This is a genomic window from Pseudomonas sp. S2_A10 (assembly GCF_054668465.1).
The window spans coordinates 3,163,842-3,187,212 of record NZ_CP162773.1; the positions used below are offsets into that span (position 1 = coordinate 3,163,842).

The 23,371-nt window shown below is 60.3% G+C and carries 21 protein-coding genes; 10 read left to right on the forward strand and 11 right to left on the reverse strand.

All coding sequences use genetic code 11. The features are described from left to right. Nucleotides 1-117 precede the first annotated feature (117 nt). Nucleotides 118-327: a cold-shock protein gene (locus tag AB4N41_RS14155; protein ID WP_016771489.1), complete on the forward strand. Its 210-nt coding sequence runs from the start codon at nucleotides 118-120 to the stop codon at nucleotides 325-327. A 137-nt stretch (nucleotides 328-464) separates the two neighbouring features. On the opposite strand, the gene AB4N41_RS14160 is transcribed toward AB4N41_RS14155, so the two are convergent. The 4 genes from AB4N41_RS14160 to AB4N41_RS14175 form a co-directional block, all read right to left on the reverse strand. Continuing rightward, the gene (locus AB4N41_RS14160; protein WP_056783189.1) at nucleotides 465-842 is read right to left on the reverse strand and encodes a hypothetical protein; all 378 of its coding nucleotides are present in this window, start codon (nucleotides 840-842) and stop codon (nucleotides 465-467) included. Between the two features lie 75 nt (nucleotides 843-917). Further along, on the reverse strand, nucleotides 918-1,727 hold the full coding sequence (locus AB4N41_RS14165) for a putative RNA methyltransferase (RefSeq protein WP_056783191.1): 810 nt from the start codon (nucleotides 1,725-1,727) through the stop codon (nucleotides 918-920). Then, the gene (dapE, locus tag AB4N41_RS14170) at nucleotides 1,727-2,878 is read right to left on the reverse strand and encodes a succinyl-diaminopimelate desuccinylase (protein ID WP_252877517.1); all 1,152 of its coding nucleotides are present in this window, start codon (nucleotides 2,876-2,878) and stop codon (nucleotides 1,727-1,729) included. The genes AB4N41_RS14165 and dapE overlap by 1 nt, the downstream gene beginning before the upstream one ends. Before the next feature lie 242 nt (nucleotides 2,879-3,120). Next, on the reverse strand, nucleotides 3,121-5,712 hold the full coding sequence (locus tag AB4N41_RS14175) for a glycosyltransferase (protein WP_110645889.1): 2,592 nt from the start codon (nucleotides 5,710-5,712) through the stop codon (nucleotides 3,121-3,123). Between the two features lie 214 nt (nucleotides 5,713-5,926). Between AB4N41_RS14175 and tcdA the strand changes: the two genes are divergently transcribed. Continuing rightward, nucleotides 5,927-6,745, forward strand: a complete 819-nt coding sequence (gene tcdA, locus AB4N41_RS14180; RefSeq protein WP_252877518.1) for a tRNA cyclic N6-threonylcarbamoyladenosine(37) synthase TcdA — start codon at nucleotides 5,927-5,929, stop codon at nucleotides 6,743-6,745. Nucleotides 6,746-6,833: 88 nt separating this feature from the next. Here tcdA and AB4N41_RS14185 read toward each other — a convergent pair whose 3' ends face one another. The 4 genes from AB4N41_RS14185 to AB4N41_RS14200 form a co-directional block, all read right to left on the reverse strand. Beyond that, nucleotides 6,834-7,238: a SufE family protein gene (locus AB4N41_RS14185; RefSeq protein WP_252877519.1), complete on the reverse strand. Its 405-nt coding sequence runs from the start codon at nucleotides 7,236-7,238 to the stop codon at nucleotides 6,834-6,836. Beyond that, nucleotides 7,235-8,440, reverse strand: coding sequence for an aminotransferase class V-fold PLP-dependent enzyme (locus AB4N41_RS14190; protein WP_056783198.1), 1,206 nt, complete (start codon nucleotides 8,438-8,440; stop codon nucleotides 7,235-7,237). Before AB4N41_RS14190 ends, AB4N41_RS14185 begins: the two co-directional genes overlap by 4 nt. A 131-nt stretch (nucleotides 8,441-8,571) precedes the next feature. Further along, nucleotides 8,572-9,606 (reverse strand): 2,3,4,5-tetrahydropyridine-2,6-dicarboxylate N-succinyltransferase, encoded by a 1,035-nt coding sequence (gene dapD / locus AB4N41_RS14195; RefSeq protein ID WP_041478134.1) that lies wholly within the window; start codon nucleotides 9,604-9,606, stop codon nucleotides 8,572-8,574. A 31-nt stretch (nucleotides 9,607-9,637) separates the two neighbouring features. Further along, nucleotides 9,638-9,946 (reverse strand): arsenate reductase, encoded by a 309-nt coding sequence (locus AB4N41_RS14200; protein ID WP_050977860.1) that lies wholly within the window; start codon nucleotides 9,944-9,946, stop codon nucleotides 9,638-9,640. Between the two features lie 345 nt (nucleotides 9,947-10,291). Between AB4N41_RS14200 and AB4N41_RS14205 the strand changes: the two genes are divergently transcribed. Further along, nucleotides 10,292-11,923, forward strand: a complete 1,632-nt coding sequence (locus tag AB4N41_RS14205) for a Na+/H+ antiporter (protein WP_252877520.1) — start codon at nucleotides 10,292-10,294, stop codon at nucleotides 11,921-11,923. A gap of 45 nt (nucleotides 11,924-11,968) precedes the next feature. Here AB4N41_RS14205 and dapC read toward each other — a convergent pair whose 3' ends face one another. The 3 genes from dapC to map all read right to left on the reverse strand — a co-directional run bounded on the left by dapC (nucleotide 11,969) and on the right by map (nucleotide 16,915). Continuing rightward, nucleotides 11,969-13,168, reverse strand: a complete 1,200-nt coding sequence (gene dapC, locus AB4N41_RS14210; protein WP_252877521.1) for a succinyldiaminopimelate transaminase — start codon at nucleotides 13,166-13,168, stop codon at nucleotides 11,969-11,971. Between the two features lie 221 nt (nucleotides 13,169-13,389). Then, nucleotides 13,390-16,092, reverse strand: a complete 2,703-nt coding sequence (locus tag AB4N41_RS14215) for a [protein-PII] uridylyltransferase (protein ID WP_016771478.1) — start codon at nucleotides 16,090-16,092, stop codon at nucleotides 13,390-13,392. A gap of 40 nt (nucleotides 16,093-16,132) precedes the next feature. Further along, nucleotides 16,133-16,915 carry a type I methionyl aminopeptidase gene (gene map / locus AB4N41_RS14220; protein ID WP_024011828.1) on the reverse strand — a complete coding sequence of 261 codons (783 nt, stop codon included), beginning with the start codon at nucleotides 16,913-16,915 and terminating at the stop codon, nucleotides 16,133-16,135. Nucleotides 16,916-17,288: 373 nt separating this feature from the next. Here map and rpsB point away from each other — a divergent pair, with 373 nt between their 5' ends. The 7 genes from rpsB to ispC all read left to right on the forward strand — a co-directional run bounded on the left by rpsB (nucleotide 17,289) and on the right by ispC (nucleotide 23,351). Then, a complete protein-coding gene (rpsB, locus tag AB4N41_RS14225; RefSeq protein ID WP_003222119.1) occupies nucleotides 17,289-18,026 on the forward strand; it encodes a 30S ribosomal protein S2 in 738 nt (245 codons plus the stop codon). Nucleotides 18,027-18,217: 191 nt separating this feature from the next. Beyond that, nucleotides 18,218-19,081 (forward strand): translation elongation factor Ts, encoded by an 864-nt coding sequence (gene tsf / locus AB4N41_RS14230; RefSeq protein WP_095180487.1) that lies wholly within the window; start codon nucleotides 18,218-18,220, stop codon nucleotides 19,079-19,081. A 209-nt stretch (nucleotides 19,082-19,290) separates the two neighbouring features. After that, nucleotides 19,291-20,034: a UMP kinase gene (gene pyrH / locus AB4N41_RS14235; protein ID WP_003222124.1), complete on the forward strand. Its 744-nt coding sequence runs from the start codon at nucleotides 19,291-19,293 to the stop codon at nucleotides 20,032-20,034. Continuing rightward, complete coding sequence (gene frr, locus AB4N41_RS14240; RefSeq protein WP_252877522.1) at nucleotides 20,031-20,588, forward strand: ribosome recycling factor; 558 nt, start codon at nucleotides 20,031-20,033, stop codon at nucleotides 20,586-20,588. The genes pyrH and frr overlap by 4 nt, the downstream gene beginning before the upstream one ends. A 14-nt stretch (nucleotides 20,589-20,602) precedes the next feature. Beyond that, nucleotides 20,603-21,358: a polyprenyl diphosphate synthase gene (gene uppS, locus AB4N41_RS14245; protein ID WP_016771475.1), complete on the forward strand. Its 756-nt coding sequence runs from the start codon at nucleotides 20,603-20,605 to the stop codon at nucleotides 21,356-21,358. Then, the gene (locus AB4N41_RS14250) at nucleotides 21,358-22,164 is read left to right on the forward strand and encodes a phosphatidate cytidylyltransferase (RefSeq protein WP_016771474.1); all 807 of its coding nucleotides are present in this window, start codon (nucleotides 21,358-21,360) and stop codon (nucleotides 22,162-22,164) included. Before uppS ends, AB4N41_RS14250 begins: the two co-directional genes overlap by 1 nt. Continuing rightward, a complete protein-coding gene (gene ispC / locus AB4N41_RS14255; RefSeq protein ID WP_252877523.1) occupies nucleotides 22,161-23,351 on the forward strand; it encodes a 1-deoxy-D-xylulose-5-phosphate reductoisomerase in 1,191 nt (396 codons plus the stop codon). The genes AB4N41_RS14250 and ispC overlap by 4 nt, the downstream gene beginning before the upstream one ends. Nucleotides 23,352-23,371 lie beyond the last annotated feature (20 nt).

Genomic DNA, 23,371 nt, shown 5'->3' on the forward strand with positions numbered 1-23,371 from the left:
TCATATACTCGGCGCTCTGTTGCCGGTGCCCTGTCATGGACGTCGGACGCAGGCTGACGTTCCTCTAAGGCTTTCCTGCGAAAAGCCCGTTCAATAATAAAAAAGGAGTATGAACAGATGGCAACACGCGAAACCGGCAACGTGAAGTGGTTCAACGACGCCAAAGGCTACGGCTTTATCCAGCGCGACGACGGCGTGGACGTGTTCGTGCACTACCGCGCGATACGCGGCGAAGGGCACCGCTCGCTGACCGAAGGTCAACAGGTCGAGTATGCGGTGATCACCGGCGAGAAGGGGTTGCAGGCTGAGGATGTTGTAGGCCTGTAACACAAACCTCCAGAACGCCAAAACCACTGTGGGAGCGAGCCTGCTCGCGAATGCGGTGTATCAGTCACCATTCATATCGACTGACACTGCGCATTCACGAGCAGGCTCGCTCCCACATGGGCTCTACGTTGACCTGATTACACGGTCTTCCAGGTGATCTCTTCTTCTCCGTCTTCGCTGATGCGAATCCAGCGATCGGCGGTTTCTTCACCTTCTTCTTCGACCCACGTCCCCGGTGCGCAACGCACTTCGACGTTCAGCGCGGCAAAGGCTGCGCGGGCGCAGGCGATGTCGTCGTCCCAAGGGGTCTGGTCGCTTTCCAGGAACAGGCTGTTCCACTTGCCCACGGCTTTCGGCAGCCAGGTCACCGGCACGTTGCCGGCCTTGCACTTGTACGTCTGGCCTTTCTGCACCCAGTCGCTGCACGGGCCAAGCGCTTGGCCGAGCCAGGCGGCGATGGCCTTGTGGTCGACGTCGGCGTCTTTCAGGTAAATCTCGATGTCCGGTTGGCGCATGGATGTCCTCACTGCGGGTCTGAAAAATCCATTCGCGGATTTAGCCGGCCCCGGGCCTGTGCCCGAGACCAAAAGTTATTGAAGAACGAAATAATCGTAGCGCATCGACACAGTGGTCTCGAACGGCTCGGCCTGTTCGATCACCGCCGCACGACGCTCGGCACTGGCACGCCAGCCGTGAGGCGTCATCGCCAACAGGTTGGCGCGGTCCTCGGGCTTGTCCAGGGTCAGCTTGAATTCCAGGGTTTCGCTGTGCGCCAGCGCCATGCCTTCCGGCACCAGGGCCAGGTGCTTGTCGTCGGTGTACTCGCGCACTTCGTCGTACAGGCGTTCGCGCAACTCCATCAGATGGCCACGTGTCGGGCCGACTTTCATCAGCCCACCGCCGACGCTGAGCAGACGCTTGGCTTCCTCCCAATCCAACGGACTGAAGACGCTGGCGAGAAACTGGCAACTGCCTGAAGCCAATGGCACGCGGGCCATGCTGGCAATCAACCAGGTAATTGCCGGGTTGCGCTTGCAGGCGCGTTTGACGGCTTCACGGGAAATGTCCAGTGCATAGCCATCCGCATTGGGCAACGCTTCGGCGATTTGCGCGGTGTAGTAACCCTCGCCACAACCGATATCGACCCAGCGCTCCGGCGCATAACTCGCCGCCAATTCAGCCAGACGCTTTGCCACTGGCGCGTAATGCCCGGCGTTGAGGAAATCACGCCGTGCCTCGACCATCGCTTGATTGTCGCCCGGGTCGCGGCTGTTCTTGTGCTGCACCGGCAACAGGTTCAGATAACCCTGGCGCGCACGGTCGAACCGATGCCCAGCGGGGCAGACCACGCCGTTGTCCACCGCATTGAGCGGCTCACTGCAGATCGGGCACGCGAGCATCAGGCGAGCAACTTGATCAGGGTCTGGTAATAGATTTCCGTCAGCACATCGAGATCCGCCGCCAGCACGCGCTCGTTGACCTGATGGATAGTCGCGTTGACCGGGCCCAGTTCAACCACTTGCGTGCCCATGGTCGCGATGAAACGGCCATCGGAGGTGCCGCCGCTGGTCGACGCCTTGGTCTCGCGACCGGTGATGTCCTTGATGCTCGACGATACCGCATCGAGCAGCGCGCCCGGTTCGGTGAGGAACGGCAGGCCGGACAGCGCCCAGTCGATGTGCCAGTCCAGACCATGCTTGTCGAGAATATCGGCCACACGCTTCTGCAGGCCTTCTACGGTCGATTCGGTGGAGAAACGGAAGTTGAACACCGCCACCAGATCACCCGGGATCACGTTGGTCGCGCCGGTGCCGGAATTGACGTTGGAAATCTGGAAACTGGTCGGCGGGAAGAAGTCGTTACCGTGGTCCCAGTGCTCGGCGGCCAGCTCTGCCAGCGCCGGAGCGGCGAGGTGGATCGGGTTCTTCGCCAGATGCGGGTAGGCCACGTGGCCCTGCACGCCTTTGACCGTCAGCTTGGCGCCGAGGGAACCGCGACGGCCGTTTTTCACCACATCGCCGACCAGCGTAGTGCTCGACGGCTCGCCAACGATGCACCAGTCCAGACGCTCGTTGCGCGCGACCAGACGTTCGACCACAGCCTTGGTGCCGTGATGCGCCGGGCCTTCTTCATCGCTGGTGATCAGGAAAGCGACCTTGCCTTTATGGTTCGGATAGTCGGCTACGAAACGTTCAGCGGCGACGGTCATCGATGCCAGGCTGCCTTTCATGTCTGCCGCGCCACGGCCGCAGAGCATGCCATGTTCGTCGATCACGGCATTGAACGGATCGATCTGCCATGCGGTAACCGGACCGGTCGGCACCACGTCGGTGTGACCGGCGAAGCACAGCACCGGGCCGTCGTTGTTGCCGTGAGTGGCCCAGAAGTTATCCACATCTTCGATGCGCATCGGCTCCAGGGCGAAACCGGCATTGCCCAGGCGCTGCATCATCTGCTTCTGGCAGTCGGCATCGACCGGGGTCACGGAAGGACGGCGGATCAGGTCGATGGCCAGTTGAAGGGTCGGCGATAGGTCGGCGTGGGCCGTCATGGAAAACTCCGGGATCATGGGGTGTGAGCTTGGGCTTCTAATGTGGGAGCGAGCCTGCTCGCGAAAGCGGTCTACCAGGCACCTTAAAGGTTGAATGTTACAACGCCTTCGCGAGCAGGCTCGCTCCCACAAGGGACAGGGGTGGTCAGTCAGACCGGTTATCACGCCAAGCCCCGCAAAATGGCGGTTATCTTAAAGCAAAACGGCGACCATTGGCCGCCGTTTAGTGCTGCGTTGCGGATTTAGACGACCGGTGCCGGCTCAGCCTTGGCCGCAGGTTTGGGCAGCGACGACAGGAACGCCATGATCAGCGCCGCCAGATACGGCAGCGACTGCACCAGCAACATGGTTACCCAGAAGCGCATGTCATTGCTCGGAATGCCCTGCACCAGGAAAATCCCCAGCGCCGCACCCCACAGCAACAGCATGATGAACAGCTCCTCGCGAGCCTCGCTGATCGCCACCCAGAAACCGTGGTTGTCAGCGTTTTTCGGCGTGCGGAAAAACGGAATGCTGCTGGTGAAGAAACCGTACAGCACCGCCTTGGCGATGGTGTGCGACAACGCCAGTCCGGCCAGCGCCGCGCAGAACGCATCCTTCAGATTCACGCCGACGGCGCGACGGTAGAGGAAGATGATCTTGCCGACCTTGAACACGAACAGCGCCAGCGGCGGGATCGCGAAAATCAGCAACGGTGGATCGACCCGTTGCGGCACGATGATCATCGCCGCCGACCACAACAGCGCGCCAACGGTGAAGAAGATGTTCATGCCATCGGCAACCCACGGCAGCCAACCGGCGAGGAAGTGATAGCGCTGACCACGGGTCAGTTCGGTGTCCTTGCCGCGCAGCAGGCTGCGGGTGTGGCGCTTGATGATCTGGATCGCGCCATAGGCCCAGCGGAAACGCTGTTTCTTGAAGTCGATGAAGGTATCCGGCATCAGGCCCTTGCCGTAGCTGTCGTGGTAATACGCCGCCGACAGGCCTTTCTCGAACACGCGCAAACCGAGTTCGGCGTCTTCACAGATGCACCAGTCAGCCCAGCCCAATTCTTCCAGCACCGAGCGGCGGGTCATGGTCATGGTGCCGTGCTGAATGATCGCGTCACGGTCGTTGCGGGTGACCATGCCGATATGGAAGAAGCCTTTGTATTCGGCGTAGCAGAGCTTCTTGAAGGTGCTTTCGTTCTGGTCGCGATAATCCTGCGGCGACTGCACCACGGCGATTTTCGGGTCGGCGAAGTGCGGCACCATGTGCTTGAGCCAGTTCGGGTGCACGCAGTAATCGGAGTCGATCACGGCAATGACTTCGGCATCCTTGGCGGTGTGCGGAATCAGGTAATTCAGCGCGCCGCCCTTGAAACCGGCCAGCGGCGAAACGTGGAAGAACTTGAAGCGCGGGCCGAGGGTTGCGCAGTAGTCACGCACCGGTTCCCACACCGCCGGATCCTTGGTGTTGTTGTCGATGATCAGGACTTCGAAATCCGGATAATCGAGCGCGGCCAAGGCATCGAGGGTCTGTTTGACCATCTCTGGCGGCTCGTTGTAGCAGGGCACGTGGATCGACACTTTCGGCCGGTAGTCGGAATCGCCCAGCACCGGCAGGAATTCCCGACGGCGCTTGTGAATCCACACCGCTTCGGCCAGTTCATGGGCCTCGGTGAGCAAGACGATGAATACCCCGAGCGCACCGAGCGCGAGGAGGAATCCGACCGTGAGGCTGAACCACGTGCTGTATTGCTGGCTGTAGTCGTAACCGATGTACACCAGCACCGAGCCGCAGAGGAACGCGATAAACGTCAGGAACGTACGACCGCGCTGGCGCAGGGCCGAGCCGTCGATCATCAGCAGGGTCAGCGACAGCAGCGCCAGCACCACCGAGCCGATGGCCAGCACGCGCCATTGTGGAATCGCCACCACCGGGCCTTCGAAATTGAATTTCTGCTGACGCGCGGCGTTGAACACGCCCCAGTAGGCGCCGACCGAACCTTCGTCGCTGGCCTTCCACGGTTGGTCAAACGCTTCGATCACGAAGTAGTTGAAGCCTTGGCGATTGAGCTTGTTGACCAGCGTGCGCAGATAAATTGCCTGATCGGCCGGCGAGGCATCGGCGCCACCGCGCATGCGACCGTTGCTCGGCCAGCCGACCTCGGACAGCAGCAGCGGTTTTTTCGGAAAGAGTTTTTTCAGATCGCGGGCGCGGTCGAAGACGAACTGGCCGGCCTTGTCCACCGGAATGAATTCCCAGTAGGGCAGGACGTGAGCGGCGATCAAATCCACGTGCTTGGCCAGTTGCGGGTATTTCTCCCAGATGTGCCATTGCTCGGAAGTGGTCACCGGTACTTTTACCGCAGCGCGCACCCGATCCAGCAGAACGATCAAGGCCTCAGGGGTGATTTCTTCACGAAACAGCGCCTCGTTGCCGACTACCACGCGTACGACGCTGCGCGAGGTGTTGGCCAGTTCGATGGCTTTGGTAATTTCCCGTTCGTTGCGTTCCTGGTCCGGGCTGATCCAGATGCCGAGGGTGACACGCAGGCCGAATTCCTCCGCCAGTTTCGGGATGTCTCCCAGCGAACCGTCGACCGAATAGATACGAATGTTGTCGGTCAGCTTGCTCATGATTTCCAGATCACGGCGCATTTCATCGTCAGACGGATACTGATCCTTCTGTGGGAATTGGCCTTGCTGGAATGGCGAATACGAGAAGCCGGAGATTTGCTGCGGCCAGTTCGGCGCCGTGACCGGGCGATTGACCAGCGCCCAGAAACCGGTGAACAAGGCAGCGATGGCCAGCACCACCACCAGGTTGAGTCCAAATTTACGCGATGACATAGCTGTTTCGGGTTCCAAAGGCTGTGGAACGAAGGATCGGTCGGATAGGCGCCCGAGGGGCGCGCATCCTACACCGGCGGTTAACCAGTCGTACAACTGACGGGAAAATGCCTGACATTGGGCAGCCGTCTCTGACTTAAGTTCTTACACTTGTCGCTTGCAGCTTAAAACTTGTCGCTGCGTAGCCCTATAATGCGCGCCGGTTTTTGGGGTAATGGTCATGAGTACAGAAGATCCGCGGTTTGCAGGCATCGCCCGTTTGTATGGCATCGAGGGCCTGGAGCGCTTGCGCGCCGCCCATGTGGCGATCGTCGGCGTCGGTGGCGTCGGTTCCTGGGCGGCGGAAGCGATGGCCCGTTGCGGGGTGGGCGAGATTTCGTTGTTCGACCTCGACGACGTCTGCGTCAGTAATGCCAACCGTCAGTTGCACGCCTTGGACAGCACTGTCGGCCAACCCAAGGTCGAGGTGATGGCCGAGCGCCTGCGCGGGATCAACCCCGATTGCACGGTGCACGCCGTGGCCGATTTCGTCACCCGCGACACCATGGCCGAATACATCACGCCGAACATCGACTGCGTGATCGACTGCATCGATGCGGTGAACGCCAAAGCGGCGCTGATCGCCTGGTGCAAACGCCGCAAGATCCAGATCATCACCACCGGCGGCGCGGGCGGGCAGATCGACCCGACGCTGATTCAGGTTTGCGACTTGAACCGCACCTTCAACGATCCGCTGGCCTCGAAAGTCCGTTCGACGTTGCGCCGGGACTACGGCTTCTCCCGCACCGTGACCCGTCACTACAGCGTGCCGTGTGTGTTTTCCACCGAACAGCTGCGCTACCCGAAACCGGATGGCAGCATTTGTCTGCAGAAGAGTTTTGTCGGCGACGGCGTGAAGCTCGACTGCGCCGGCGGGTTTGGCGCGGTGATGATGGTTACCGCGACATTTGGCATGGTCGCGGCGACCAAGGCTGTGGACAAGATTGTCGCTGGTGTTCGGCGCCCGGCGGACCGGGTCAAGCCTCAAGCCTGAAGGTATTAATGAGGGCCTCTTCGCGAGCAGGCTCGCTCCCACAGGAAATGCATTTCCACTGTGGGAGCGAGCCTGCTCGCGAAGGCGATTAGCGCGCCAACTCATTCATCCGCTGGAGCACCGCATTCAAGCCATTACTGCGCGAAGGCGACAACTGCCGCGACAGTCCCAGCTGATTGAACCACTCCGGCAGATCCACCTGCTGCAACTCCACCGCCGACAAGCCATTGACCCGCAACAGCAGCAACGCCACCAACCCGCGAATCATCCGCGCATCGCTGCTCGCCTTGAACTGCCAGTGCCCGTCGCGCAAATCCCCGACCAGCCACACCTGACTTTCACAGCCGTGCACCCGATTGGCCTCGCACTTTTGCGCGTCATCCAGCGCCGGCAGACGATCACCAAACTGCATCAGCAGTCGCGCGCGCTGTTCCCAGCCCGCCGCATTGTGAAACGTCTGCAGGGCTTCGGCCGCTTCCACCGGCAGGCTCATCGCAACAACTCCAGCGCCTGATCCAGCGCCTCGAAAAAGCGCTCCAGATCTTCCGAGTCGTTATACAGCGCCAGCGACACGCGAATCGCGCCAGCCAGTTCGAAGCTTTTCATCAGCGGCATGGCGCAGTGATGCCCCGCGCGTACGGCAATGCCTTGTTCGGTGAGCAGATGCGCCAGATCAGCGTTGTGCACGCCTTCGACGACAAAACTGGCCAGCGCCAATTGCGGCTTGCCGAGCAAGCGAATGCCATTGCGGGCGGCGAGGCCGCGCAACAGATAGTCGTGCAGCGCCGCTTCATGGGCAGATACGGCGTCCTGATCCAAACCGGCCAAGTAGTCGAGGGTCGCTCCGAGGCCGATGACACTGGCGATTGGCGGTGTGCCAGCCTCGAACCCCAACGGCGCCGGGCGAAAGCGCGAATCCTGATAGTTGGCGTCCAGCACCATCTCGCCGCCGAACTGCCATGGCTGCAATTGCTCCAGCGCAGCGTTGCGTCCGAACAGCACGCCCAGTCCCTCAGGGCCGTAGAGTTTGTGGCTGGAAAACACATAGAAGTCGCAACCCAGCGCCTGCACATCATGCCGGCCGTGCACCACGCCTTGCGCGCCATCGACTACCGTCAGCGCGTTCTGCGCCTTGGCCATGCCGAGCAAAGCGGTCAGCGGTTGCCAGGCACCAAGGACGTTGGACAGCTGACTGACTGCCAGCAAACGCGTGCGCGGGCCGATCAGATGCACGGCAGCGGCGAGGTCGATCAGGCCGTCGGCATCCAGCGGCAGGATCACCAGTTTCAGGTTGCGGCGTTGCGCCAGTTGCTGCCACGGCAACAGGTTGGCGTGATGCTCCAGAGCGCTGATGACAATCTCATCGCCCGGCTCGAACAAATGTTCAAGACCGTAAGCCAGCAGATTCAAGGCACTGGTGGCGCCGTGCGTGAAAATTATCTGCCCGCTGTCACCGGCATTCAGCCACTGGCCAACCTTGCGCCGGCTGTCTTCGAACGCTTGTGTCGCGTGAGCACCCGGAAGGTGTTGCGCACGATGCACATTGGCCGCGCCGTTGGCGTAGTAATGCGTCAGTGCGTCGAGCAGGGCCTGGGGTTTTTGCGTGGTGGCGGCGTTGTCCAGATAGGTCTGGTCTTGCCGTTGCAGCGCGGCGATGGCCGGGAAATCGGCGCGCCACGGGGAGGGGATCATCATGGGTTCAGCCCTGTGAAATTGGGCGGGGTGTACGCCAAACCTTGTGGGAGCGAGCCTGCTCGCGACAGCGTCCTTGAGGACGCCAGAAGCTTCGCGAGCAGGCTCGCTCCCACAGGAGGTCGATGTGCTGCTTAGTTGTGAGCGTGCAGCGCTTCGTTCAGTTCGATCGCCGATTTGTGGGTCTTGCATTCCACAGCACCGGTTTCCGAATTACGACGGAACAGCAGATCAGTCTGACCAGCCAGCTCGCGCGCCTTCACAACCTTGACCAGATTGTTGTTTTCGTCGAGCAGCGCAACCTTGGTGCCAGCGGTCACGTACAGGCCCGACTCCACAGTGTTGCGGTCGCCCAACGGAATACCGATACCGGCGTTGGCGCCGATCAGGCAGCCTTCACCGACCTTGATCACGATGTTGCCGCCGCCCGACAGGGTACCCATGGTCGAGCAACCGCCGCCCAGGTCCGAACCCTTGCCGACGAATACGCCAGCGGAAACGCGGCCTTCGATCATGCCCGGGCCTTCGGTGCCGGCGTTGAAGTTGATGAAACCTTCGTGCATGACGGTGGTGCCTTCGCCGACGTAGGCGCCCAGACGCAGACGTGCGGCATCAGCGATACGCACGCCGGCCGGTACCACGTAGTCGGTCATCTTCGGGAACTTGTCCACGGAGAACACTTCCAGCAGTTCGCCGCGCAGACGCGCTTCGAGTTGCATTTCCGCCAGTTCGCTCAGGTCGATCGCGCCCTGGCTGGTCCACGCCACGTTCGGCAGCAGCGGGAAGATACCGGCGAGGCTGACGCCGTGCGGCTTGACCAGACGGTGCGAGAGCAGATGCAGCTTGAGGTAGGCCTCAGGCGTGGAGGTCAGTTGCGCGTCTTCGGCCAGCAGCGTGGCAACCAACGGCTTGTGGCTTTCAGCCAGGCGAGTCAGCAGCTTGCCTTGCACAGCGTCGATGCCTTTCACGGCTTCAGCCAGTTGCGCGGCCTGGGCGGTGGTGAAGGTGATGGCCTGGTTGCCTTCGGTGTAACCGAGGATCGGCGCGACCGCTGCGACCAGTTCGGCCGAAGGATTGAGCAGTGGTTGTGCGTAGAACACTTCCAGCCATGCGCCTTGACGGTTCTGGGTGCCGACACCAAAGGCGATGCTGAACAGGGAATTGGACATGTGAATACCTCTACAAAGAGTGACGGGCTGCTTACTTCAGAGCGGCCGCGTAGATATCTGGCTTGAAGCCAATCAGGGTTCGGTCACCGAGATCGAGCACCGGGCGCTTGATCATCGAGGGTTGCGCGAGCATCAGTTCGATGGCTTTCGCTTGGTCGAGATCGGCTTTGCGTTCGTCGTCGAGTTTGCGAAAGGTCGTGCCGGCGCGGTTCAGCACGGTTTGCCAGCCGTGCTCGTCGCACCATTGGGTCAGGTGCTCACGGTCAATGCCGGCAGTCTTGTAATCGTGAAAGTCATAACTGACAGCGTGTTCATCGAGCCAGGTGCGCGCCTTTTTCATGGTGTCGCACGCCTTGATGCCGAAAAGGTGCAACGTTTTACTTGAAACGGCCAAGGAATCGCCCCCTTTACAGGTGCTGGAAAAAAATGGTGACGGATTATGCCATGACCGGACGGTTTCGTCGGCCACGGTTGTCGTAACGCTGTAAAACCTGTGGGAGCGAGCCTGCTCGCGAAGAGGCCACATCAATCAATATCTCTGTGTGCTGAACGACCGCTTTCGCGAGCAGGCTCGCTCCCACAAGGGTGTCGCTTGCGGTCGTGCGACATAGGTGCAACGGTCAGCCACAGCCTAAGGCGCTAATATGGCAGTTCAACGCTGTCGATCGCCTGAGATTTCCGTTTTATGCAAACTGCTTACACCGTCCTGATCCTGCTGATGCTGGTCAGCGTCTCGCGCTTGGTCGGGCGGGTTATCCCGCTGCCATTGCCGCTGGTGCAAATCGCCGCCGGTGCCTTGCTCGCCTGGCCGACGCTTGGCCTGCACGTCGCCCTCGACCCGGAATTGTTCCTCTTTCTGTTCCTGCCGCCGCTGCTGTTTTCCGATGGCTGGCGCATGCCCAAACGCGCCTTTTGGCAATTGCGTGGACCGATCCTGACCCTGGCCGTCGGCCTTGTTCTGTTCACCGTGGTCGGTGCCGGTTATTTCATTCATTGGCTGTTGCCAACTATTCCGCTGCCAGTGGCCTTCGCCCTTGCCGCGGTTTTGTCACCGACGGACGCCGTGGCGGTTTCAGCGATTTCGCAGAACCGTCTCCCCACGCCGCTGATGCACATCCTTCAGGGCGAGGCGCTGATGAATGACGCCTCAGGCCTGGTGACCTTCAAATTCGCCCTCGCTGCAGCGGTCACGGGAATGTTCTCGTTGACCAATGCCAGTCTGACCTTCGTCGCGGTGGCGCTCGGTGGCCTGGCTGTGGGTGTAGCGTTGAGCTGGCTGGTCGGGCGCCTGCGCGCGTGGATGATCGCCCGTGGCTGGGACGATCCGGCCACTCATGTGGTGTTCATGTTGCTGCTGCCGTTCGCCGCTTACGTACTGGCTGAACGTCTGGGCGCTTCGGGCATTCTTTCGGCGGTGGCGGCGGGGATGATGCAAAGCTGGCTCGACCTGCTGCCGCGCCAGACCAGCACGCGATTGCTTAATCGCAGCGTCTGGGCGCTGCTCGAATTTGCGTTCAATGGCTTGATCTTCCTGCTGCTTGGCCTGCAATTGCCAGACATCATCAAGGCCGTGGTCAGCCATGAGCCGACGCTGTGGCCGACGTTGTTCTATCGCTGCCTCGATGTATTGGCGATTTTCGTGGCGCTGGTGCTGCTGCGGTTCATCTGGGTGCAAAGCATCTGGCGCTTGTCGGTGTTGCTGCGCCGACTGCGCGGCAAGGGCGAGCTGACCCAAGTGCCGACGGCGCGTTCCTGCTGGTTGCTGACGGTGGGCGGTGTGCGCGGGGCGGTGACGCTGGCAGGCGTGATGTCGGTGCCGATGCTGATCGGCGCCGAGGCTTTTCCTGAGCGCGACTTGCTGATCTTCATTGCTGCCGGGGTGATTCTGCTGTCGCTGATCTCGGCCTGTATCGCGCTGCCCTTGCTGCTGCGCGGCATCGACAAAAGTCCCGACGACAAGCGTCGTCAGGAAGTGCGCGACGCCTGGCGCAAGACGGCCGAAGCGGCGATTCACTCGCTGGAAAGCGAAGAAGTCGTCCCACAGGATGCCGCTCAAGCAGCGCTGGCGGCGGAGCTCAAGGCGCGGATCATGTCCGAATATCGCCATCAACTTGATGTGTTCAATGATTCTGCCGAGGCTCAGGCGCTGGCATTCCAGATGGATCTGCTTGAGCGTCGCCTGCGTTTGAAAGCGCTGCGCGCGCAACGTCTGGAACTCTACAGCCTCAGTCGTCAGCACCAGATCGGTGATGACGTGTTGCGAGAAGTGCTCGGCGAACTGGACTTGAGCGAGGCCAATCTGGGCCAGGTCAAATAACCGCTTGAGCGCTTGCAGCAGGGGACTGCCGCAAGCGCTCCGTGATCACTTCTGGCGGGTGATGAAGTCACGAATCCGTTCGGCGGCTTCGACGCATTCTGCCAGCGGTGCAACCAGTGCCATACGCACACGGCCGGCGCCAGGATTGACGCCATCGACATCACGAGACAGATACGAGCCCGGCACCACGGTCACGTGCTCCTGCTCGAACAGATCGCGGCAGAACGCCGCATCATCGCCCTGCACATTCGGCCACAGATAGAAGCTGCCGTCCGGACGCTGTACGTCCAGCACCGGGCAGAGGATGTTCAGCACCGCATCGAACTTCTCCCGGTACAGCGCACGGTTGGCGCGCACATGCACTTCGTCATTCCACGCGGCAACGCTGGCCAGTTGAGTCTGTACCGGCATCGCGCAGCCGTGGTAAGTGCGATAGAGCAGGAAGCCCTTGAGGATGTCGGCATCGCCGGCAACAAAGCCTGAGCGCAGGCCTGGCAGGTTGGAGCGCTTGGACAGGCTGTGAAAGACCACGCAGCGCTTGAAGTCATTGCGGCCCAGTTCGACGCAAGCACTCAGCAGGCCCGGCGGCGGGGTTTGCTCGTCGAAGTACAGTTCGCTGTAGCACTCGTCGGCGGCAATCACGAAGTCGTACTGATCGGCGAGGGCGATCAACTTCTTCAAGGTCTCAACCGGAATCAGCGCGCCGGTCGGGTTGCCCGGTGAGCACAGGAACAGGATCTGGCAGCGCTGCCAGATCTCCGGCGCTACTGCGTCGAAGTCCGGGTTGAAGCCGTTTTCATCCAGGCACGGCAGGTAATGCGGCTTGGCCCCGGCGAGAAACGCCGCGCCTTCGTAGATCTGATAGAACGGGTTCGGGCTGACCACCAGCGCATCGTCGCCACGATTGACCACGGTCTGGGTGAAGGCGAACAGCGCTTCACGGGTGCCGTTGACCGGCAGCACGTTGCGCGCCGGATCGATCCAGCCGTTCGGCACGCCAAAACGACGCTCGCACCAACCGGCGATGGCTTCGCGCAGGGCCGGAATGCCGAGGGTGGTCGGGTACACCGCCATCTGATCCAGATTGTTCGCCAGCGCTTCGGCGACAAAGCTCGGCGAACGGTGTTTCGGCTCGCCGATCGACAGGGCGATCGGGCGTTTGTCCGGGTTCGGGGTCACGGTGCCAAGCAGGGCGCGGAGCTTTTCGAACGGGTACGGCTGGAGCTGGTTCAGAGCGTTGTTCATTGGGGCCTCTTTTAAATGCTCAAGAGCTTTCTGTGGCGAGGGGATTTATCCCCGTTGGGCTGCGCAGCGGCCCCAAAACCATCACTGCGGTTCAACTGAATGTCCGCATACACAGGTTTTACGACTGCTTCGCAGCCGAACGGGGATAAATCCCCTCGCCACAGGGGATTGTATGTACCGGAGGAAAGCATGGGCTGCATTCACAGGGATAAACGGGTGATTCAGATACTGATCCGCGAAAGTTTGATATCCGGTTCCTGATTGACGCTCAGTTGTTCGACGATCGCATCTTGCAGACGGCTGCACAGCAGCGGATCGGACAGCGGCTGGTTGTGCGCGTCGGTGATGAAGAACACGTCTTCCACGCGCTCGCCCAGGGTCGCAATCTTGGCGTTCTGCAGCGACAGGTCGAACTCGAGGAAAATCCCCCCGACCCGCGCGAGCAGGCCCGGCCGGTCAGGCGCCGTCAGTTCCAGCACGGTCACCGGACGCTGGGCGTCGTTGTGAATGGTGACCTGCGGCGCAAAGGCGAAATGCTTGAGCTGACGCGGCACCCGGCGCTGGATGATCGTCGGGTAGTCATCCGGGTTGCGCAGCGCTTCGGTCAGGCCTTCGCGGATCTGCTTGATCCGCGCCGGGTTGTCGCCGATCGATTCGCCTTCGTTGTCGAGCACGATGTAGGTGTCGAGGGTGAACTGGCTGCTTGAGGTGATGACCCGGGCGTCGTGAATGTTCAGGTTGAGCTGGTCCATCGCCGCCACGGTCACGGCGAAGAAGTCGTGCTGGTCCGGTGCATAAATGAAGATCTGCGTGCCGCCCTCGAACTCGCGCTGGGTGGTTTCCTTGATCAGCACCAGCGGCCCGCCATCCACCGGTTGCTGCAGGATCGCATCGCTGTGCCAGGCGACGTCGCCGGCGGTGTGGCGCAGGAAATAGTCATCGCCCAATTGCGCCCACAGCTGCTCGACGTCGTCCGGGTCGGTGCCGCCGCGCACCAGAATGTCCAGCGCGGCGCTCTGCGTCTGGCGGATCTGCTCTTCGCGATCCACCGGGTTTTCCAGGCCCCGGCGCAGGGCTCGTTTGGTCTCGGTGTAGAGCTGGCGCAACAGGCTGGCGCGCCATGAATTCCACAGCGTCGGATTGGTCGCGTTGATGTCGGCCACGGTCAGCACATAGAGATAGTCGAGGCGTGTTTCGTCGCCGACCGCCTGGGCGAAATCGTGGATCACCTGCGGGTCGGACAGATCCTTGCGCTGCGCAGTGGTGGACATCACCAGGTGGTTCTGCACCAGCCAGACGATCAGGCGGCTGTCCCACACCGGCAACTGATGGCGCTGGCAGAACGCCTCGGCATCGACCGCGCCAATCTCCGAGTGATCGCCATGCCGGCCCTTGCCAATGTCGTGGTACAGGCCGGCCATGTAGATCAGCTCAGGTTTGGGCAGCTTGGCCATGAGCTTGGCGGCCAGCGGAAATTTCTCCGAGACCTGGGTGTACTGCAGTTTGCGCAGGTGCTTGATCAGATTCAGCGTGTGCGCATCGACCGTATAGATGTGGAACAGGTCGTGCTGCATCTGCCCGACGATAAAGCCGAACTCTGGCAGATAACGGCCGAGAATGCCGTAACGGTTCATTCGCCGCAGATTGCGATGGATGCCGATCTTGCACTTGAACAGCTCGATGAACAGGCTGGTGTTGCGGATATCGTTACGGAAGTTGTCATCGATCAGATGACGATGTTCGCGCAGCAGACGAATGGTGTCGGCGCGCACGCCTTTGATTTCCGGCTGCTGGGCCATCAGCACGAAAATTTCCAGCATGGCGAACGGCGTGCGGCGGAACACATTGTCATTGCGCGCCTCGATGTAACCGTCATGCAACTGGAAGCGCGAGTTGATCGGTTGCGGCGGCGCTTCGTCTTCCGGGGCGAGGATGACTTCCTCGAAGTGCTGGATGATCAGATCGCTCAGTTGGGCGATGCTCATCACGGTGCGGAAGTACTGCTGCATGAAGTTTTCGACCGCCTGTTTGGCGTCGTCTCCTTCAAAGCCGAGCAGGCCGGCAATGGTGCGTTGATGATCGAACAGCAAGCGGTCTTCGGAGCGGCCGGCGAGCATGTGCAAGGCATAGCGCACTTTCCACAGAAATTCCTGGGACGAGGCGAGCAGGGCGTTTTCGCTTTCGACCAGAAAGCCTTCTCCGGCGAGGGCGCGCAGGTTCAGGGTGCCGTACTGACGGCGGGCCACCCAGAGGATCGTCTGAATGTCACGCAGACCGCCGGGCGAGCCTTTGACGTTGGGTTCGAGGTTGTATTCGGTGTCGTTGTATTTGTGATGACGAGCCTTCTGCTCGGCTCGCTTGGCCAGGAAGAACTCCTTGGCCGGCCACATGTGCGCGGTGCTGGTGACGTCGAGCATGCGCTGGCGCAGACGCTCGGGGCCGCAGATAGTCCGGCTTTCCATCAGGTTGGTGACCACCGTCAGGTCGGCGCGGGCCTCTTCGGCACACTCATCGACCGAGCGCACGCTCTGGCCGACTTCCAGACCGATGTCCCACAACAGCGTCAGAAAACGCTCGATGGAGTCGCGGAAAACTTCGTGGTCAGCGCTGTCGAGCAGGATCAGCAGATCAATGTCGGAATAGGGATGCAGCTCGCCGCGACCGTAGCCGCCTACCGCCACCAGGGCGATGTCGGCGTCTTCGCTCCAGTTGAACTGCTCCCAGGCCTTTTGCAGGATGTTGTCGACAAACCAGGCGCGGTCTTCGATCAGCCGGCGGATGTCGCGGCCATTGCGAAAACGCGTGTCAAGGACCTCGCGAGCCTGGCGGATCGCCTTCTTGAACGCCGCGATGGGACTCGCTTTGAGGGCCAGTTCAGCCTGGAACTGGCCGCGGTCGAAGAGTTCGGGATCCACCTGCGGCATCGATTGGCTTTCCTTCTATAGGCTGGGAGCGTTCTGGGTGTCAGGCCGAGATGCGCGGGATGGTGTCATCGCTGCGCAAAGTGAAAATCTCGTAGCCGGTGTCGGTGACCAGCAGGGTGTGTTCCCACTGTGCCGAGAGCTTGCGGTCCTTGGTGATCGCAGTCCAGCCGTCGCCCAGTACCTTGGTGTCGGCCTTGCCCTGGTTGATCATCGGCTCGATGGTGAAGGTCATGCCGGCCTTCAGTTCCATGCCAGTGCCGGCGCGACCGTAGTGCAGGATCTGCGGTTCTTCGTGGAAGACCTTGCCGATGCCGTGGCCGCAGAACTCGCGCACCACTGAGAAACCGTTCTTTTCCGCGTGCTTCTGGATCACTTCACCGATGTCGCCGAGGCGGCAGCCGGGTTTGACGATCTCGATGGCCTTGTACATGCATTCCTGGGTGACCTGCGACAGGCGCTCGGCCCAGACCGGTACTTCGCCGACGTGGAACATACGGCTGGTGTCGCCGTGGTAGCCGTCCTTGATCACTGTGACGTCGATGTTCAGGGTGTCGCCGTTTTTGAGCGGCTTGTCATTCGGAATGCCGTGACAGACCACATGGTTGATCGAGGTGCAGATCGACTTCGGGTAGCCCTTGTAGTTGAGCGGGGCAGGGATGGCCTGCTGCACATTGACGATGTAGTCATGGCAGATCTGGTTGAGCTGATCAGTGGTCACGCCCGGTTTGACATGTTCGGCAATCATTTCCAGCACATCGGCGGCCAGTTTGCCGGCGACACGCATGCCAGCGATGTCCTCGGGGGTTTTGAGGTTGACGGTCATACAGGCTCTCTCTGCGCTCGGCGGCGCTTACGGATACGAATTGGGTGGCAAGCGTACATTTTGCGACCCTGAAAAACGCGATTCTACCAGACGGGAGGCGCAAATCCGCGCCTGCATGTCTGGCTTGTGTCTATACAATGGAGCCCATCGAGCCGATTCCAAGGGGGCTGCGCCCATGTCACTGGTGCGAATACAGATTCCGGGTTCCGTTTCTGCGCACCCTGTGGTATAAAATGCGCCGCTTTCCGGGGATGCCCCGAAAAGCTTAAATCCACACACGTGTCGACACGATGACCTGGGTGCCTTGGGCTTTATGCCTCTGGTTGGTCATTGGGATACGTGGAGGCCAAACCCGACTTATCAAGGAACTATCATGTCCCAAGTCAACATGCGCGATATGCTGAAGGCCGGTGTGCACTTCGGTCACCAAACCCGTTACTGGAATCCGAAAATGGGTAAGTACATTTTCGGCGCGCGTAACAAGATTCACATCATCAACCTTGAAAAAACCCTGCCAATGTTCAACGAAGCTCTGACTTTCGTAGAGCGTCTGGCCCAGGGCAAAAACAAGATTCTGTTCGTCGGCACCAAGCGTTCCGCTGGCAAGATCGTTGCTGAAGAAGCAGCACGTTGCGGTTCGCCGTACGTCGATCACCGCTGGTTGGGCGGCATGCTGACCAACTTCAAGACCATTCGTGCTTCCATCAAGCGTCTGCGTGACCTTGAAGTTCAAGCCGAAGACGGTACTTTCGCCAAGCTGACCAAGAAAGAAGCGCTGATGCGCTCCCGTGATCTTGAGAAGCTGGATCGTTCGCTGGGCGGCATCAAGGACATGGGCGGTCTGCCAGACGCACTGTTCGTGATCGACGTTGACCACGAGCGCATCGCGATCACCGAAGCCAACAAGCTGGGCATCCCGGTCATCGGTGTTGTCGATACCAACAGCAGCCCGGAAGGCGTTGACTACATCATCCCAGGCAACGATGACGCCATCCGCGCTATCCAGCTGTACATGGGTTCGATGGCTGACGCAGTTATCCGCGGTCGCAACAACGTTGCTGGCGGTACTGTTGAATTCGCAGCTGAAGAAACTCAGGCTGCAGCTGAGTAATCGACGCCCCTGGCGTTGACTCAGTAAGCAAAAAGGGGGCTTGGCCCCCTTTTTGCCACCTCGAAAACCATTTGTCGGCGCCCACGTCTGTATTTGTCATGTGCGGCAGCCAACATGGGTGGTTCGGGAAGAATTGAACGCCCGTTCGATCGGGTGGAATGGTTGAAAACCTATCCAAGAGGAATTTGAAAATGGCAGCAATTACTGCAGCGTTGGTCAAAGAACTGCGCGAGCGTACCGGCGAAGGCATGATGGATTGCAAGAAAGCCCTGGAAAAGGCTGACGGCGACATCGAAAAAGCCATTGATGACATGCGTGCTTCGGGCGCCATCAAGGCTGCGAAAAAAGCTGGCAACGTTGCCGCTGAAGGCGCAATCGCCATCAAATCGAATGACAAGGCAGCCGTGCTGCTGGAAGTCAACTCGCAGACCGACTTCCTGGCCCTGCAAGACGATTTCAAGAACTTCGTTGCTGCCAGCGTAGAAAAAGCTTTCGACGAAAAACTGACCGACGCAGCTCCGCTGATCGCCGCTCAGGAAACGGCTCGTGAAGCGCTGGTTGCCAAAGTCGGCGAGAACGTCAACATCCGTCGTCTGGTACGCGTAGAAGGTGACGTTGTCGGCACCTACCTGCACGGTAACAAGATCGGTGTTGCTGTTGTCCTGAAAGGCGGTGACGTCGAGCTGGCCAAAGACATCGCTATGCACGTTGCTGCAAGCAACCCTGAGTTCCTGCTGCCTTCGCAAGTCTCCGACGAAGCGATCGAGCGTGAGAAAGCTGTGTTCCTGCAGCTGAACGAAGAAAAGATCAAAGGCAAGCCAGAAAACATTGTTGAGAACATGGTCAAAGGCCGTATCAGCAAGTTCCTGGCAGAAGCGAGCCTGGTCGAGCAGGCGTTCGTCAAGAACCCTGAAGTCAAGGTTGGCGAGCTGGCCAAGAAAGCCGGCGCTGAAATCGTTTCCTTCACTTACTTCAAAGTAGGCGAAGGCATCGAGAAGCCGGTCGACAACTTCGCTGAAGAAGTTGCTGCCCAGCTGGCTGCCGCCAAGCAATAAGACGGTTTTTCAACTGTCGCCCGAAAGAGGCTGCCCGCTAACGCGCGCAGCCTCTTTTCAGATGGGGTACCAATTTTTTATTTGGTTTCCACCCGGAACTGACTTACAAAGCCATGTTCCGATGGCGCTGCAGCAGCGCCAAGCTAGAGTGAACGCCAGCTGTAAACAGCTCGCAAAGAATTTTAAATACGCCGCAGGAGAGATTCGCAATGGCTCAGCAGGGCAGTGGTTATCAGGCTCGCTATAAACGCATTCTACTCAAGCTTAGCGGCGAGGCCCTGATGGGCTCGGAAGAGTTCGGGATCGATCCGAAGGTGCTGGATCGCATGGCGCTGGAAGTCGGCCAACTGGTCGGCATCGGCGTGCAGGTCGGTCTGGTCATCGGCGGTGGCAACCTGTTCCGTGGCGAAGCCCTGAGCAAAGCCGGTATGGATCGGGTCACGGGCGACCACATGGGCATGCTGGCCACTGTGATGAACGCCTTGGCCATGCGCGATGCGCTGGAACGTGCCAATATCTCGGCCATCGTCATGTCGGCCATTTCCATGGTCGGTGTGACCGATCATTACGATCGCCGCAAAGCCATGCGCCACCTGAACTCCAAAGACGTCGTGATCTTCGCGGCCGGTACCGGCAATCCGTTCTTCACCACGGATTCGGCAGCCTGCCTGCGTGCAATCGAAATCGACGCCGACGTTGTGCTCAAGGCCACCAAGGTTGATGGCGTGTACACCGCAGACCCGTTCAAAGACCCGCATGCCGAGAAGTTCGATCATCTGACTTATGATGAAGTACTGGATCGCAAGCTGGGCGTAATGGATCTGACTGCCATCTGCCTGTGCCGCGATCACAAGATGCCGCTGCGCGTATTCAACATGAACAAGCCCGGCGCCCTGCTGAACATCGTGCACGGCGGCGCTGAAGGGACTTTGATCGAGGAAGGCCAACAATGATCAACGAAATCAAGAAAGACGCCCAAGCGCGTATGCAGAAATCCCTGGAATCTCTGAACCACGCGTTCGGCCAGATTCGTACCGGCAAGGCTCACCCGAGCATTCTGGGTAGCGTCATGGTGCCTTACTACGGCACTGACACTCCGCTGAGCGGCGTTGCCAACGTCACCGTAAAGGACTCGCGCACCCTGCAGGTCGTGGCCTTCGAGCGCAACATGCTCGCTGCCGTCGACAAGGCAATCCAGAGCGCTGGCCTGAACCTCAATCCGACCAATCTGGGCGAATTGTTGCTGATCTCCATGCCTGCCCTGACTGAAGAAACCCGCAAGGGCTTCACCAAGCAGGCGCGCAGTGCCGCTGAAGACGCGCGTGTTGCCGTGCGCAACATCCGTCGTGATGCCTTGGGTGAGCTGAAGAAATTGGTCAAGGACAAGGAAATCAGCGAAGACGAAGAGCGTCGTGCTGCTGCCGATATTCAGAAAATCACCGACAAGGCTGAAGCTGATATCGACGCGGCTACCAAGCAAAAAGAAGCGGATCTGATGGCCGTATAAGGTTCGAGCTTTAAATGGACAAGACCAAGCAGACTGCGCCGTCCGCGGTGCCGCGCCATGTCGCGATCATCATGGATGGCAATAATCGCTGGGCGAAAAAACGCTTTATGCCGGGTGTCGCCGGGCATAAAGCGGGCGTGGATGCTGTGCGGGCGGTGATCGAGGTGTGCGCTGAGGCCAAGGTCGAAGTCCTGACCCTGTTCGCCTTCTCCAGTGAAAACTGGCAGCGCCCGGCCGATGAAGTCAGTGCCTTGATGGATCTATTCTTCAAGGCTCTGCGTCGTGAGGCCAAGCGTCTCAACGACAACAACATCAGCCTGCGCATCATTGGCGATCGCTCGCGCTTCCACCCTGAGCTTCAGGCGGCGATGCGCGAGGCCGAGGCCATGACGGTCGGTGCCAACCGCTTTGTCCTGCAGATCGCCGCCAACTATGGCGGTCAGTGGGATATCGCTCAGGCCGCGCAGCGTCTGGCGCGTGAAGTCCAGGCCGGGCACTTGCGCCCGGAGGACATTACCCCGGATCTGCTGCAGACCTGTCTGGCCACCGGCGATCTGCCGTTGCCTGACCTGTGCATCCGCACCGGTGGCGAGCATCGCATCAGCAACTTCCTGCTGTGGCAGCTGGCCTACGCCGAGCTGTACTTCTCCGACCTGTTCTGGCCGGACTTCAAACACGACGCCATGCGCACCGCGCTGGCCGATTTCGCTTCACGCCAGCGTCGCTTCGGTAAAACGAGCGAACAGGTCGAAGCTGGAGCCCGGGTTTAATGCTTAAACAACGAATCATCACTGCACTGATCCTGCTGCCGATCGCCTTGTGCGGGTTTTTCCTGCTCAAAGGTGCCGGCTTCGCGCTGTTCATCGGTCTGGTAGTCAGTCTCGGTGCGTGGGAATGGGCGCGTCTGGCCGGCTTCACCGCACAGTCGTTCCGCGTCGGCTTTGCCGCCGTGGTCGCCTTGATGCTGTTCGTCATGTACGTGCTGCCCGGGCTTGCGCCTTGGGTGCTCGGTGCATCGGTAATCTGGTGGGCGATTGCGACTTATCTGGTGCTGACGTATCCACGCTCCAGCGCGCACTGGTCCACAGCGGCAACCAAGCTGCTGATCGGCCTGCTTATCCTGCTGCCTGCGTGGCAGGGTCTGGTGCAGATCAAGCAGTACCCGCTGGGTAACTGGTTGATCATGGCGGTGATGGTGTTGGTCTGGGGCGCGGACATCGGCGCTTACTTTTCCGGGCGCAAGTTCGGCAAGCGCAAGCTCGCGCCGCAGGTCAGCCCGGGCAAGAGCTGGGAAGGCGTTTACGGTGGTCTGGCACTGAGTCTGGTGATTACCGCGATTGTCGGGCTGGTGCGCGACTGGACCGTGGCCGAGCTGCTCAAAGGCCTGATCGGCGCTGCAGTGATCGTCTTCATTTCCGTTGTCGGCGATCTCACCGAGAGCATGTTCAAGCGCCAATCCGGCATCAAGGACAGCAGTAATCTGCTGCCCGGGCATGGTGGCGTGCTGGATCGCATCGACAGCCTGACCGCAGCCATTCCGGTGTTCGCCGTATTGCTCTGGATGGCCGCACCGTGAGTCGTCCCCAGCAGATTACGGTGTTGGGTGCGACCGGTTCGATCGGTCTGAGCACCCTGGATGTGATTGCGCGTCATCCTGAGCGTTATCAGGTTTTTGCATTGAGTGGTTTCACACGCCTCAGTGAGTTGTTCGCCTTGTGCGTGCGTCATGTGCCGCAGTTTGCCGTGGTGCCTGAAGTGGCCGCAGCGCGCGGGTTGCAGGACGATTTGCGTGCAGCCGGTTTGCCGACTCGCGTCCTGGTAGGCGAGGAGGGCCTGTGTCAGGTTGCCTCCGCGCCCGAAGTCGATGCAGTAATGGCGGCCATCGTCGGTGCGGCCGGGCTGCGTCCGACACTGGCGGCGGTCGAGGCGGGCAAGAAGATTCTGCTGGCCAATAAAGAAGCGCTGGTGATGTCCGGCGCTCTGTTCATGCAGGCCGTGCGCAAAAGCGGTTCGGTACTGCTGCCGATCGACAGCGAACACAATGCGATTTTTCAATGCATGCCAGCGGATTTCGCCCGCGGCTTGAGCTCGGTGGGTGTGCGGCGGATTTTGCTGACAGCCTCTGGCGGGCCTTTCCGGCAGACACCGATGTCCGAGCTGGCGAATGTTTCGCCTGAGCAGGCGTGTGCACATCCGAACTGGTCCATGGGGCGCAAGATCTCCGTGGATTCAGCGAGCATGATGAACAAGGGCCTGGAACTGATCGAAGCCTGCTGGTTGTTCGACGCCAAGCCGGCTCAGGTCGAAGTAGTGATCCATCCGCAGAGCGTGATCCATTCTCTGGTGGATTACGTCGATGGCTCGGTGCTGGCGCAATTGGGCAACCCCGACATGCGCACCCCGATCGCCAATGCCCTGGCCTGGCCGGAGCGTATCGATTCCGGCGTAGCGCCACTTGATCTGTTCGCCATTGCACGACTGGATTTCGAAGCGCCCGATGAAAGCCGTTTCCCCTGCCTGCGTTTGGCCCGTCAGGCGGCCGAAGCTGGCGACAGCGCGCCGGCGATGCTTAACGCGGCCAATGAAGTGGCGGTTGCAGCGTTTCTCGACGGACGGGTTCGCTACCTGGAAATCGCGAGTATCATCGAGGAAGTCTTGAATCTGGAGCCGGTGGTGGCGCTGAACGATCTGGATGCCGTATTTACGGCGGACGCAAAAGCGCGATTGCTGGCCGAGCAATGGTTGAGTCGGCACGGCCGATAGTTTTTGCAACACAACGGCGA